The organism is Paenibacillus elgii NBRC 100335 (genome assembly GCF_004000865.1).
GTDB classification, from domain to species: domain Bacteria; phylum Bacillota; class Bacilli; order Paenibacillales; family NBRC-103111; genus Paenibacillus_G; species Paenibacillus_G elgii.
In genome coordinates this window covers 12710-26303 of record NZ_BIMB01000060.1, presented here as the reverse complement: position 1 = coordinate 26303, position 13594 = coordinate 12710, and the positions used below count along the sequence as shown (strand labels likewise).

The 13594-nt window shown below is 55.0% G+C and carries 14 protein-coding genes and 2 riboswitches; of the genes, 12 read left to right on the top strand and 2 right to left on the bottom strand.

The window, feature by feature from the left end; translation table 11 throughout:
• Position 1 precedes the first annotated feature (1 nt).
• From PEL01S_RS29505 to PEL01S_RS29470, 8 genes are all read left to right on the top strand, one after another.
• A complete protein-coding gene (locus tag PEL01S_RS29505) occupies positions 2-664 on the top strand; it encodes an acetyltransferase (RefSeq protein ID WP_127462783.1) in 663 nt (220 codons plus the stop codon).
• A 4-nt stretch (positions 665-668) separates the two neighbouring features.
• Positions 669-1838, top strand: coding sequence for a DegT/DnrJ/EryC1/StrS family aminotransferase (locus PEL01S_RS29500; protein ID WP_275586998.1), 1170 nt, complete (start codon positions 669-671; stop codon positions 1836-1838).
• On the top strand, positions 1825-2727 hold the full coding sequence (galU, locus tag PEL01S_RS29495) for a UTP--glucose-1-phosphate uridylyltransferase GalU (protein ID WP_010497664.1): 903 nt from the start codon (positions 1825-1827) through the stop codon (positions 2725-2727). The genes PEL01S_RS29500 and galU overlap by 14 nt, the downstream gene beginning before the upstream one ends.
• 3 nt (positions 2728-2730) lie before the next feature.
• Positions 2731-4074: a UDP-glucose 6-dehydrogenase TuaD gene (tuaD, locus tag PEL01S_RS29490; protein ID WP_127462782.1), complete on the top strand. Its 1344-nt coding sequence runs from the start codon at positions 2731-2733 to the stop codon at positions 4072-4074.
• Positions 4049-4582 (top strand): VanZ family protein, encoded by a 534-nt coding sequence (locus PEL01S_RS29485; protein WP_082867061.1) that lies wholly within the window; start codon positions 4049-4051, stop codon positions 4580-4582. The genes tuaD and PEL01S_RS29485 overlap by 26 nt, the downstream gene beginning before the upstream one ends.
• Complete coding sequence (locus PEL01S_RS29480) at positions 4579-5259, top strand: hypothetical protein (protein WP_127462781.1); 681 nt, start codon at positions 4579-4581, stop codon at positions 5257-5259. Before PEL01S_RS29485 ends, PEL01S_RS29480 begins: the two co-directional genes overlap by 4 nt.
• A 38-nt stretch (positions 5260-5297) precedes the next feature.
• Positions 5298-6209: a hypothetical protein gene (locus PEL01S_RS34670; RefSeq protein WP_163767485.1), complete on the top strand. Its 912-nt coding sequence runs from the start codon at positions 5298-5300 to the stop codon at positions 6207-6209.
• A gap of 135 nt (positions 6210-6344) precedes the next feature.
• Positions 6345-6542: a hypothetical protein gene (locus PEL01S_RS29470; RefSeq protein ID WP_108535119.1), complete on the top strand. Its 198-nt coding sequence runs from the start codon at positions 6345-6347 to the stop codon at positions 6540-6542.
• A 69-nt stretch (positions 6543-6611) separates the two neighbouring features.
• Here PEL01S_RS29470 and PEL01S_RS29465 read toward each other — a convergent pair whose 3' ends face one another.
• On the bottom strand, positions 6612-7376 hold the full coding sequence (locus PEL01S_RS29465; protein ID WP_127462779.1) for an AAA family ATPase: 765 nt from the start codon (positions 7374-7376) through the stop codon (positions 6612-6614).
• 234 nt (positions 7377-7610) lie between these two features.
• On the opposite strand from PEL01S_RS29465, the gene PEL01S_RS29460 reads away from it, so the two are divergent.
• Entirely contained in the window at positions 7611-9536 is a 1926-nt protein-coding gene (locus PEL01S_RS29460) for an FAD-dependent oxidoreductase (protein WP_127462778.1), read from the top strand.
• A gap of 83 nt (positions 9537-9619) precedes the next feature.
• Here the strand turns inward: PEL01S_RS29460 and PEL01S_RS29455 are convergent, their stop codons facing one another.
• Positions 9620-10486, bottom strand: coding sequence for a stalk domain-containing protein (locus tag PEL01S_RS29455; protein WP_127462777.1), 867 nt, complete (start codon positions 10484-10486; stop codon positions 9620-9622).
• A 5-nt stretch (positions 10487-10491) separates the two neighbouring features.
• Positions 10492-10646, bottom strand: a riboswitch (cyclic di-AMP (ydaO/yuaA leader).
• A gap of 161 nt (positions 10647-10807) precedes the next feature.
• On the opposite strand from PEL01S_RS29455, the gene PEL01S_RS29450 reads away from it, so the two are divergent.
• From PEL01S_RS29450 to purK, 3 genes are all read left to right on the top strand, one after another.
• Complete coding sequence (locus PEL01S_RS29450; RefSeq protein ID WP_127462776.1) at positions 10808-11506, top strand: DUF6483 family protein; 699 nt, start codon at positions 10808-10810, stop codon at positions 11504-11506.
• A 114-nt stretch (positions 11507-11620) separates the two neighbouring features.
• Positions 11621-11722, top strand: a riboswitch (purine riboswitch).
• 159 nt (positions 11723-11881) lie between these two features.
• A complete protein-coding gene (purE, locus tag PEL01S_RS29445; RefSeq protein WP_036687439.1) occupies positions 11882-12367 on the top strand; it encodes a 5-(carboxyamino)imidazole ribonucleotide mutase in 486 nt (161 codons plus the stop codon).
• Positions 12364-13554: a 5-(carboxyamino)imidazole ribonucleotide synthase gene (gene purK / locus PEL01S_RS29440; protein ID WP_127462775.1), complete on the top strand. Its 1191-nt coding sequence runs from the start codon at positions 12364-12366 to the stop codon at positions 13552-13554. The genes purE and purK overlap by 4 nt, the downstream gene beginning before the upstream one ends.
• Positions 13555-13594: the final 40 nt, after the last annotated feature.

Sequence of the window (13594 nt, the reverse complement as noted above, 5' to 3'; positions counted from 1 at the left end):
CATGAAGAAGCTCGTCCTGATCGGCGGAGGCGGTCATGGAAAGGTCGTCCTCGATGTGATGCGGGCCCAGGGGGAATATGAACTGGCCGGAATCGGCGACGACAAGTATACGCACAGCTTTAGGCAGGACGGCATCCTTCACGGTCCGGTTGCGGACATGGCGGAGCTGTTGCGGGACGACGATTGCCGGTTGTTTATTGCCATCGGCAACAATCGCACTCGCCGGGCCGTCATGGAACGGATCGGGTACTCCGAATCCCGCTACGCGGTGTTGATTCATCCGAGGGCGACGCTCGGAAGCGGGGTGACGATCGGCGGCGGTTCGGTCGTCATGCCGGGTGCCGTCATCAATCATGGTGCCAGGATCGGCGCCCAGTGCATCATCAACACCGGCGCCGTCGTCGAGCACGAGAACGTTCTCGGAAGCTTCGTGCATATTTCCCCAACCGCAGCCTTGGCCGGGGATGTCACGGTAGGGGACGGAACGCATATCGGGCTTGGTGCGAAAGTGATCGAAGGATTAACGATAGGTGGCTGGACCACGCTCGGAGCGGGAGCGGTTGCCGTTCACGACATTCCGGCTCAATGCACGGCTGTAGGCGTACCCGCCAAACCAATCAAATACGCTGATCAACCGGATCAGCTTGCTCAGAGGAGGGCGTAGCGAAATGTCGCTGAATCAAAGGATTTACCTGTCTCCCCCGCATATGGGGCAAGAAGAGCAGCAATGGGTGCAGCAAGCTTTCGCCACCAACTGGATCGCGCCGTTAGGGCCGAACGTCGATGTCTTTGAGAAAGAGATTGCCGGGTATGTCGGAGCCAGCGGAGCTTTGGCACTCAGCTCGGGTACGGCGGCCATCCATCTGGCTTTGCGCTTGCTTGGAGTCGGCGCCGGAGATACGGTGTTTTGCTCAAGCCTAACGTTTGTCGCCAGCGTAAATCCGGTGGTGTATCAAGGGGCGGAGCCGGTCTTCATCGACTCCGAGCCGGAGAGCTGGAATATGTCTCCGCAAGCGCTGGAGCGCGCGCTGTCCGAAGCCAAGCGTGCCGGGAAGCTTCCGAAGGCGGTCGTTGTCGTCAATCTGTACGGGCAAAGCGCAGATATGGACCCGCTGCTTGATTTATGCGACCAATACGGCGTTCCCGTCATCGAGGATGCCGCCGAATCGCTGGGCGCGACGTACAAAGGGCGGGCGAGCGGAACGCTGGGCAGGTTCGGGGTCTACTCGTTCAACGGCAACAAAATCATCACGACCTCCGGCGGAGGCATGCTGGTGTCGGACGATCTCGAAGCTTTGGAGAAGGCCAGATATTGGGCGACCCAGGCCCGGGACCCCGCACCGCATTACGAGCACAGCGAGGTCGGGTTCAATTACCGGATGAGCAACGTGCTCGCAGGCATCGGCATCGGTCAGCTTCATGTGCTTCCGGAGCGAGTCGAAACGAGACGCGCCATCTTTGCGGCCTATGCCGAAGCGTTGGGCTCCATGGAGGGCGTCGAATTTATGCCGGAGGCGTCCTTCGGTTCAGCGACCCGGTGGCTGACGACACTGACCGTCGACCCGCAAATTGCGAGAACGACGTCGGGGGACATCATCCGGGCGTTGGCGGAGGCGAACATCGAGTCTAGACCGGTGTGGAAGCCGATGCATCTGCAACCGCTGTTCCAAGGCTGCGCCTATTATCCGCATCAGGAGGGGCATAGCGTATCCGACCGGCTGTTCGAGCAGGGAATTTGCCTGCCTTCCGGCTCCAGCCTGACCGAAACCGAGCAAGCGAAAGTGATTGAGATCGTCAAAACACTCGTATGCGGAGGTATGACTCATGAAATTGCGTAAAGCGATCATTCCTGCAGCGGGACTGGGAACGCGCTTCCTGCCTGCAACCAAAGCTCAGCCGAAAGAAATGCTGCCGATTGTGGACAAGCCGACGATTCAATACATCATCGAAGAGGCGATTGCCTCCGGGATCGAAGATATTCTGATTATTAGCGGGCGCGGAAAGCGGGCGATCGAAGATCACTTCGACAAGTCGTTCGAGCTGGAAGAGACGCTGTCGAAGAAGGGAAAGAACAAGGAGCTTGAGCAAATTCAAGCGATATCCGAGATGGCGAATATCCACTATATCCGCCAAAAAGAGCCGAAGGGTCTCGGTCACGCGATCTGGTGCGCACGCAGCTTTGTCGGCGACGAGCCGTTTGCTGTTCTGCTCGGCGACGACATCGTGCAGTCCAGCGAGCCTTGCCTGAGCCAGCTCATTCGCGTGCATTCCCGGTATTCTTCTTCGGTGGTCGGCGTGCAAAAGGTGAACGACGAGGACGTGTCCAAATACGGGATCATCGCTCCCCGGGGCTCGTCGATCGAGCCGGAGGTGTTCTTCCTGGAGACGCTGGTCGAGAAGCCTTCGAAAAAAGCAGCTCCTTCCAACTATGCGATCATGGGCCGGTACATTTTGACGCCGGACATTTTCGATATTCTGGAAAGTCTCCCGGCCGGTGCGGGCGGCGAAATCCAGCTGACGGACGCGCTCAAGCGGTTGAACGAGAAAAGACCGGTCATCGCCTACAATTTCCAAGGAGCCCGGCACGACGTTGGGGACAAATTCGGCTTTATCAAAGCGACGCTGGACTTCGCGCTGCAGCGCGACGATTTGCGCAATGACGTGATGAACTATATCCGGACGCTCTATGAAAGCGAACCTTCATTTTATAGTAAGGTGGCGAAATAAGTTATGCACAATATAACAGTGATTGGTACGGGATACGTTGGTCTGGTGTCGGGAACGTGCTTTGCCGAAATGGGCAACCGCATCATCTGCTGCGATGTGAACAAGGACAAAATCGCCATGCTGCAAAACGGCGAGATTCCCATCTACGAGCCGGGCTTAAAGGAGCTTGTCGCGAAGAATGTGGCGGAAAACCGCCTCTTCTTCACCTCCGAAGTCGGCGAAGCCATCGAAGATTCCGACATCATTTATATTGCGGTCGGCACGCCGATGGCGGAGAACGGCGAAGCGGATATGCGCTACGTGAAGGAAGTGGCCAAGACGATCGGTAAGCATTTGAACACGTACAAAATTATTGTCAACAAAAGTACGGTGCCGGTCGGTACGGGAGAGCTTGTGCGGACGATCGTCGCCAATAATAGGGTCAATGAGCGCATTCATTTTGACGTCGTGTCCAACCCTGAATTTCTGCGCGAGGGCTCGGCGATTGCGGATTGCATGAACATGGATCGGGCGGTCATCGGGGCGACGAGCGACAAGGCGGCCAAGGTCATTGCGAAGCTGCATGAACCGCTACAAACCAAAATTTTCATTACGGACCTGCAAAGCGCGGAGATGATCAAATATGCGGCCAACGCCTTTCTGGCCACGAAAATTTCGTTTATCAACGCTATCGCCAATCTGTGTGAACGGGTTGGGGCCGATGTGACCCAGGTGTCGGAAGGCATGGGGATGGACAGCCGGATCGGCGGGAAATTTTTGCAGGCCGGTATCGGCTACGGCGGCTCCTGCTTTCCGAAGGATACGTTTGCGCTCGCCCATATGGCGGACCAGGCCGGGTATGATTTTACGCTGCTGAAATCCGTCATCGCGACCAACGAGGCGCAGCCGTACGTGATGCTGAAGAAGCTGCAGGATTTGTTCGGCGACTATGCCGGAAGGCGGATTGCGGTGCTCGGGCTTGCTTTTAAACCGAATACGGACGATATGCGCTGCGCTCCGTCGCTAGTCATTATCGACGAACTAGTGAAAAAAGGCGCAGTCGTGCAAGCGTACGATCCGATCGCCATTCCGAACGCCCGGGCGCTGCTGCCTGCCGAGGTGACCTATTGCGACAGCGTCGAGGCGGCGGTGACGGATTGCGACGTCTGCCTGATTTTAACCGAGTGGGATGAAATTGCAGGCATGGATCTTGCTTCCGTTCGCAAGCTGCTGAAATATCCGTTCCTGATCGACGGGCGCAATTGCTTCTCTTTGCAGGAAATGTACGAACACGGCTTTGTTTACCATTCGGTTGGCAGGCCGGCAGTATTGACGGCTAGGAGTGAATCCCATCCGGTCAATTACTAAGCTCCTTTCCCTAGTTCCTGTGTTGCTGTGGACGCTGCTTATTTTTCACTTCTCTTCCCAGTCTTTCCATGAGCAGAGTATACAGCCAATTTTACATAAATGGTTCACGAAGGAGGGGATGCTTAGCGTCGTACCTGAAATGACCATTCATTATCATCATTCTACGATTGTAGCCAGGAAGCAGCCGTTTGAATTTGTCGAGTTTTTGTTTCGAAAAGGTGCGCATTTGTTCATGTACGCGATGCTGGCGGTTTGTGCTTTGTTCGCGTTCGTTCAAGCCCGATGGAAGCTTGGCTTCAAGATTTTACTTGCGATCGTTTATGTGATTGGCATAGCTTCGGCGGATGAATGGAATCAAGCGAGAAGTGTAGAGCGTACCAGCGCAATGCAGGATATTGTATTGGATTCAATCGGCGGATTCCTTGGTTTAGTGGTTCTCATCCTATGCCTGGCGATGTTCCGCAAAATCAGACGGAACATTACGCTGCGAAGAGGGGAGGTTCCATGAAGGCGAGAATGAAGAAGGCTTTAGTAGTCGGGACGGTGGTTATATTGCTGCTGCTTGCCGGCGGGTATTGGGCGCTTCATATGGTGCAGGAACGGATGATGGCGGCTCTTGCGAGTCTGGCAGAAGAAGCGCCGGCGGGGAAGCGGCCGGTGAACAATCCGGAGAAGCGGACGGAACCGGCGCACCAGGCTCCGGCCTCCGAGCAGCCTCCGGTACCGCAGCAGAAGCGGGTGGACGCCTCGAAGCCAGCCTCTGGGCAGGATGCCGTCAGGACGCCGGTACCGTCGGGGAAAGCTGAGCAGGCTCAGACGCCGACACAGACCCCGGCCACAGTTCCGCAGGCAGCAGACAAGCCGTCCGACCCGAAGTCGGGCAGCAGCACAGGCTATAAGGCGGAAATATCCGCAGGCAAGGCGAAGGAAGTGCAGGACCAAATTTCGCTGACCGAGCAAGTCAAAGTTACAACTGTGCTGCTTAAAAAATTAGATGGAAATGATTTAAAACAATTACAAAATATGTTCGATAAAGGCGTTTCCTTGGAGGAAAAAAGGAAGGCCAAGGCCACGATCTTGGAAAAGCTTTCGGAAGAGGAATACGACGAGCTGATTGCGATTGCTTCGAAATACGGTTTAAGCAAGGGCAAAAGCTACGAGGAGTCTCTTCGGGAGAAAAAATGAGCTCTGCATAACTTTATAAGACTAAAGGAGAGAAAGCTATGAACAAAAGGAAAACCATGTCGAAGTTTCTTGCGGTCGTGATCGCGGCAGCTTTGACGACACCGGTACTGTCTGCGCCGAAGGCCGAAGCGGCATCGCTTACGTTCGAGAACCAGTCGCCGCTGGTTAACTTCAACGGACCTACCGTGGTCAATCTGAATGTGTTCCTCGGCGAACAGTTCAATCTGGACAAATGGTTCGAGACGAATTTTGGCAACTGGGGCACTCCAAAACCGCCGAAGAAAGATAAGGACAAGGATAAGCAGGAAAAGGAACGATTGGAGAAAGAAAAGCAGGAGCAAGAGAAGCAGGCGAAAGAAAGACTGGAGAGAGAGAAACAGGAAAAGGAACGGTTAGAGAAAGAGAAGCAAGAGAAAGAAAAGCAAGAGAAAGAAAAGCAGGAGAAAGAGCGGTTAGAGAAGGAAAAGCAGGAAAAAGAAAAGCAAGAGAAGGAAAGACAGGAGAAAGAGAAGCAAGAGAAGGAAAAGCAGGATAAAGAGAACGGTAAGGGCAATGGTAACGGAAACGGTAATGGCAACGGTAATGGGAACGGCAACGGAAATGGTAATGGCAACGGAAACGGCAATGGCAACAAAGATAAAGAGTATAAGGAAATCACGAAAAATGCGACTCAGCAGCTCATCCATCTCCGCAATGAAAGCAAGCAGGAATTGATGGGGATCGCCATTCAAGCCAAGATGGCGAAAAACTCCAAGGAAAGAGCAAGACTGTACCAGCAGGGAGAAAGCACGTTCAACGCAAAAACAGCGCAATTCAACGCCATTATTGACAATGTAAGAAGTGAGCTGGAATCCAAAGGCTTCAGCACGGATATCGTCAACGAATATCAAGACGAGTTCAACAAAGAAGTTCAATTGGGACAAAGCTTGCTGCAAAATCTCGCGAAATAAGATTCGGGAAACCGGCGATTGCCTTCGGGCGTCGCCGGTTTTTTTGCCTCCTGTTGGAAAACAGCCTCATCTTAGGTATGAAATGTCAATGGGAACTGCATACTACAGGTAGTTCACGATAAGGAGGGAATTACAATGAGCCAAGTGAATGATCATGCAGGTAACGCCGAACTGGAGGATCTGGGCACTCATGCGGCTGGGGCTACCGACCTGCATCAGACGCGGACGACCGATCAGGCGGTACAGATCGATCCGCCGGTTGCCGGAAGCCCGGGGCCGATTGACCGCCGTGAGGAACGCTTCGACGTGCAGAAGAACGAAGGTTCCGTTTAGCCTGGCAGCGTGAATAATGAAAGAACGAAGAACAGCGTACCGGAACATGCCGGGCCTGTTCTTTTTGCGTTACTCCTCGTCGGCAAACAGCTCCTTAAGCATACGCTCCCGGTTATGCAGAAATTGCTTCATAATGATATAATGATCGGTTTCTTCCACATTTATGTGCTCGATTCCGTCCGGCGTCAAATAATAAGCGAGCGCGTCTGGATAGCCCATCAGAATGGGCGAATGCGTCGAGATGATGAACTGCGAGTTCTTTTTGACCAGCGTGTGGATGCGGGCGAGCATGGACATTTGCTTGAGGGGAGACAACGCGGCTTCCGGCTCGTCCAAAATATACAGCCCGTTGCCTCCGAAACGGTGAAGGAAAGCCGCAAAAAACGATTCGCCGTGCGACTGCTCGTGCAGTGACTTGCCCCCGTAGAAGTCGATGATTCGACCTCCCCCCAATGGCTCGCTATCCAACTGGTCGATATTGGTCGCCAGGTTGTAGTAGGTTTCCGCCCGGAAGAAGAAGCCGTCCTTCGGCTTGCCGATCCCACGCACCAGACGGATATACCTGTGCAGATCCGAGTGGGATTCGTGCGTGGCGAAATTGAAATTCAAGCTGCCGCCTTCAGGATTGAAGCCCCAAGCAACGGCTAGTGCTTCGAGCAGCGTGGACTTGCCCATGCCATTCTCCCCGATGATGTACGTAACCTTGGGATGGAAACGCAACGTAGTCAACTGGCGTAAAGCCGGGAGCTGAAACGGATACTTGGCGAAAGACGGCACGTTCTCCCGCAGCAGCTCCATGCTTCTCACGAACGGATCTTTATCGTATATCCCCATAAGGTAATGCCTCCTTCCGGCTTGATCGTTATCTCTATTATACAGAAAAGCCGGCTGCCGCGTTACTATCGTAAGCTTGGAGGTACCGGTGCAACGAATCGGCCTCGCTGGACGGCATAGTTCGCCGAACTCTTTCGTTTTGGTAAAAAATGAGGTTTTCTGGAACAAACCGCCGGTTCGATACGTCCAATACAACGTGAGTAGATCGAGCCGAAACGGAGTGTGAGCTTAGAGATGGCGAATCGGACGAAAACCGTTCGGATAGCGATAGGATTGGGCCTACTGTTAGTGATCATCGCCGGAGGCGGGCTGTGGTGGTACAGCAATTACAAGAGCACCGCCATGCCGGGGAAAATGAAGCCGCTGCTGCAAGTAAGCTCCGTCTCCCAGATCGAAGATGCTTACGATGTCATTGTGACCGGCACCGATCCAGAAGGCGTGGCGGCCGCCGTCTCGGCAGCGCGCAACGGCCTGTCCGTGCTGCTGGTTGACGGGCGGAACCGTGAGATTCTTGGCGGCTTGATGACGCTTGGCTGGTTGAACAGTCTGGATAACAATTATTCTCCCGAGTCTTCGCTTGTTCCGGGCAGGCATAATTTTTTGAACAAAGGGATTTTCCAGGAATGGTATGACCGCATCGAAGGCACGTCGTTCGATGTCGTCACGGCTGCCAATGCGTTCTACGAGCTGGTCCGACAAGAGCCGAACATCGATCTTCTTATGAAGGTGAAGACGATGGAGCCCATTGTAACCGTCGGTCAGGACGGCATGCGCAAGGTTACCGGCGTGCAGGTGATCCGGCAGGACGGCAGTCGGCATAATGTAAAGGCCAAAGCCGTGATCGACGCGACGCAGGATGCGGACATTGCCGCGGCCGCAGGTGTAGCGTTCACAATAGGGAGAGAGGACATCGGCGATCCGAAATCCCAGATGGCGGTCACGCTTGTGTTTAAGCTGAGGGGCGTTACGCAGGAGGTATGGGAATCGTTCGGCAGGCACAAGGATACCGGTATTGACCGGATGAGCGGATGGGGGTTCCCCGAAATGTGGGAGTATCCATCGAGCAACAGAGACAAGGTTCGCATGCGTGGCCTCAATATTGGGAGACAAAATGACGGGACGATTCTCATCAACGCGCTGCAAATTTTCGGTATCAATCCGTTGGACCCCGGGTCGGCCGAAGAAGCCTTTGAAATCGGAAAGAAAGAAATTCCGCTTGTGGTCGATTATATGAAGAAAAATTTCAAAGAATTCGCCGATCTCGAACTAGCCGGAACGGCACCGGAGCTGTACGTGCGGGAAACCCGGCATATGAAGGGCATATACCGTCTGACCATGACCGACGTGCTCGATAACCGCGATCAATGGGACCGCATCGCTTTCGGCTCTTATAAAGTCGATATCCAGAGCACGAACTACCAAGACCGCGGTGCCATCATGATGAATCCGGTGCAGTATGCGATTCCATTCCGCAGTATTTTGCCCCGCGAAGTGAACGGGCTGTTGGTTGTGGGCCGTTCGGCCAGCTTCGATACGCTGCCGCATGGCAGCGCGCGCGTCATCCCTGTTGGTATGGCGACAGGACAGGCGGCCGGAGCCGCGGCCAAGCTGGCAATAGACAAGGGGCTGTCGTTCCGTGAGCTTTCCGAGTCCAAGCAGGACATCGCAGCGCTGCAAGAAAGACTAAACAAGCAAGGGATGGAGCTGAAACCACTCCGCATCCAGCCTCCCGCTTATACGAAGCATAAAGCCTATGCCGGGCTGAAAGCGGCGGTGAGCATGAATTTGACTGTGGGCGGTGACAAAAACGAAGGGTTTGATTTGGACGGTGACTCGAACGCGCAGCGGTTCGTCTACCAACTGAACGGCGTAGGGAGATTGCATTCGGCCTATTTTAAAGGAAAGGCCGCCGATTCTCTTCAGGGGATGAGCAATCCGGCTGAAGCGTCGCTTACGTTGGAGCAAGCGGCGGCTGCCCTCGGCTCGGCCATGGGCTTACCCCAGAATCCGCGGACGACCATGCAGGAGCTGCTCGACCGGGGCGTGGTGAAGAAGGATACGGTTTCGGCCATCCAAGACCCGAAGCGGCTCACAAATGGGGAAGCCTACATGCTGATCCGCGATGTGGTTGCGAACTATGCGGGCAAAACATACGATTAATAGATGTAGGAACTGAAAAAAGCAGCCGTCCCGTTTTAAAGGGAGACGACTGCTTCTTTCGTTTGGATGAGAATCAAGCTTGATTATGGATTAAGTACGTAAACCTGCACATTCTGCATACCGAAGAGGCTGGCTTGAGCGCGGCTTTCGGGAAGGAAAATATCGATCCTGTTACCTTTGATCGCGCCTCCGGTATCCGTCGCTGTGGCGTACAAGCCGTTAGCGGGCAGGCCCATATAGGAGTAGCCTTTGATCAATACCTTGGAACCGAGCGGAATGACCGAAGGATCTACGGCGATCGTCCCAAGACTCAAGGGGTTGCCCATAAAATCGACCGCGCCATATCCGCCGTTCTCTCCAGGAGCAGCGGTGTAGGCTGTCGCTTTGACTTCGATCATTTTGCTATAAGCCGGTGCGGGCGCTTGGAAAGCGGTCTGAACGGCTGGACCTGGGCGATACCAAGCGGGAGCGTGATAGTTGCCGTCGGCGCCGAGTATCGCGATGCGGTTTTGGTTGTCCCACTGTGTCTGGATCTCGAACGAATCCGAGATCAGCCGGACCGGAACATAGACGCGGCCATCGACGAGTTCCGCGGCGCTTTCGATTTTCTCGTGCTGCCCGTTGACCATCACCGACTTATTGCCGGTTTGCAGCGAAAGCGTATTTTTATTGTCCTTGATTGTAATTTTGACTTCGGAACCGGCAGGCTCCCAATTGACTTGGTAGCCGAGTTTGTCCGCGACGACGCGCGCCGGAACTTGAAGCTTGTGATTCTCATCCACAAAAGGCTGGGCATCCGGAAACTGCACCAGCTTGTCGTTCACCTGAACCTTGATATCCTCCGCCAGACGTACCGGTTCATCGGCATAAGCAGCCGGAGCGCAGACGGGCAGTATCGCGGGCAGTGTGAACAGGCATGCAAGAAGCACGCTTTTTAAACCAAACTTCATATTCTGTTTTCCCTCCTGTTAGCCTCCGAGGTTAGTTGTCGGGTTCGGGAAGAGGTATGCTCCCTAGCCTGCGAACCTTGCGGTTCTGCGGCATTCACCCCATGTATTGCGTCCCCCGTACGTACACAAAATTTGCTGTGCGATTCGGCTTTTAGAATTTACCACAGGCTTGTTACCGTTATCAATACATAAAATCATCCAGTAGCTGCCGGAAAATAGCAGAAGCTTTTTCCTCCCGGGTAGGAATGCGGTACAATAAAAGAGTGTTCGGAGGCATCAGCCGATTTGGGACGGTCTTGGTCCCGAGAGAGGAGCAGTGCTATGTATAAGCGGGATTATATTTTGCGGATGATCGAACAGGCGGCGGAAGCGCTGCATAAAGTGATGTTTCTTCGGCAGAATCAACAGCTGCGGGAAGCGATGGAGCTATTGAACCAGGCGATGCGGCAACTGCTCGGCGTCGGCTCGAAGCTAATCCATGCGCTGTCGGTCAAAGATCTGCTTGCTCTGCTGTCCAAAGACGGCGAGGTCGATCAGGGGAAAGTGCTTGTATGCGGGGACATGCTCAACGCGGAGGCGGCTTTGTACGCGGACTTCGGAGAAGAAGCGGCCGCCAGAGCGGCCGGGGCCAAATCGCTGGAGCTTCTGCTGACGGCCAGAGAGCTGGATGCGCGCGATGAACTGCGCGAGGAATTCGCAGATCGGATCGAGTCCGCGCTTGCCTTGGTTGGACGGGCTCCTATGTCTGCAAGCCTGCTGAAGGTGCTTATCCCTTATTATGAAGCTGGCGGTCGATACGGGCAGGCGGAGGATGCGCTTTTCCATTTACTGGACGAGCTGGAGCGGACGAAGGAAACCGCGGAGCGGCTCGAACAGCTCGAATCCGGCATTCGGATGTACGAACGATGGCTGGGCTTGGATTCGGCAGCGCTGGAGCAGGGCAATTTGTCGAAAGAAGAAGTGGAAGACGGGCTGAACGAGCTGATTCGCATAAAAAAGAGCATTTTGGAGCAAGGATAAGCCGTGCGCTGTTTTGTGCGAAAATGCGAACTATTTCTGTTTTGAGCAAAATAATGTTCGTCTTTTGGAGTTGACATGCGGTGTTAAAGACTGTTAAACTAAAGAGGATGAAAGCCTTAAAAAATCGAATAGTCTCGTATAATGTCGGGAATATGGCCCGAAAGTTTCTACCCGAAAACCTTAAATTTTTGGACTACGAGTGAGCGAAGTTTCAGGGGTCGGCATAAGCATGCCAGACCTTAGCTTGCGCTTGTGGAGTATTCTTGTCGTCCTGCCGATAGACTGCGCTTGTCAGTACTATCCAATGGGCGTTTTGTTTTTTTTGCTTCTATAATATAGGGTCAAACATCGATGCGACCGACACGGAGGTTACCAATGTCTGTTCTTGTTGGAGTCATTATGGGCAGCCAGTCCGACTGGGAAACGATGAAGCATGCTTGCGACGTGCTGGACGAGCTCGAAGTGCCTTATGAAAAGAAAGTCGTCTCCGCTCACCGGACGCCCGACCTGATGTTCGAGTATGCGGCATCGGCGGCGGACCGCGGATTGAAGGTCATTATTGCGGGAGCCGGCGGCGCGGCGCATTTGCCGGGCATGGTGGCGGCGAAGACGGTACTGCCGGTCATCGGCGTGCCGGTGAAGTCATCGACGCTGAATGGCCTCGATTCGCTGCTGTCCATTGTTCAAATGCCGGGCGGCATTCCGGTCGGCACCGTGGCGATCGGCAATGCCGGCGCGACGAATGCGGGACTGCTGGCTGCTCAAATGCTTGGAGCTTTCGATCCGGCGCTGCAGCGCAAAGTCGCGGAGCGCCGTGAAAAGATCGCGCAAACCGTTATTGAAAAGAGCGTGCTGGAATGACGCGGCAGACTGAACAAAACCGAACGTACGATCCATCGAAAGTATTGCCCCCCGGCGCTGCCATTGGCGTGCTTGGAGGCGGACAGCTCGGACGGATGATGGCTTTGGCGGGAAGCGCCATGGGCTACCGGTTCGTGACGCTGGACCCGACGCCGGATTCGCCTTGCGGCCAAGTGGCCGACCGGCAAATCGTCGCGCCTTATCATGATGTCGATGCCGCGCGGCAGCTTGCGGAGCTGGCTGACGTCATCACGTACGAGTTCGAGAACGTGGACGCCGATGTCACCAAGCTGCTGATGGCTGAGTCGTACGTGCCGCAGGGCAGCAAGCTGCTGTACACGACGCAGCATCGGCTGCGCGAGAAGCGGGCAATTGAAGCCGCAGGCGTCAAGGTCGCGCCGTATGCCGAAATCGGCAGCGCGGAAGAGCTGCGCGAAGCGGTCCGCCGCTTCGGTACGCCGTGCGTGCTGAAGACGGCGACGGGCGGATACGACGGCAAAGGGCAGTGGGTCATCCGTTCGCTGGACGAAGTGCAGGAGGCGTACGATACGCTAAGCCGGGCCCGGACGGAGCTGGTGCTGGAGCAGTTCGTGCATTTCACGAAAGAGCTGTCGGTCATTGCGGCCCGCAGCCCGCGCGGAGAGGTAAAAGCTTTTCCCGCTGCGGAGAATGTGCATGTGAACAACATTCTGCACTTGTCCGTCGTACCGGCGAGAGTGCCGGAAGAGGTGCAGCGGGAAGCAGAACGGATGGCGCTGCGGATCGCCGAGGAGCTGGATGTGATCGGCCTCATCGCCGTCGAGCTGTTCCTTACTGCGGATGGCGAGCTGTTCGTCAACGAGCTGGCGCCGCGGCCGCATAACTCCGGGCACTATACGATGGAGGCGTGCCGAACTTCGCAGTTCGAGCAGCATGTGCGGGCGATCGCGAACCTGCCGCTTGGAGATCCGGCGCTGATGACACCGGTCGTCATGGTCAATGTGCTGGGCGAGCACGTGCAGCCCCTGCTGGACTGGATCGTCCGTCCGGAAGCGGAGCAGGTGCCGGGCGTGACGGCGAAGGTGCATTTGTACGGGAAGCAGGAAGCCAAAGCCGGCCGCAAGATGGGCCATGTGAACTTGCTCGCGGCCTCGCATGAGGCGGCATTCGATTGGATAGAGGCTTCAAAAATATGGGACGCTATATAAATAAGAACGGTTTGGAATCAAAACCCGGTGAAAAAAAACG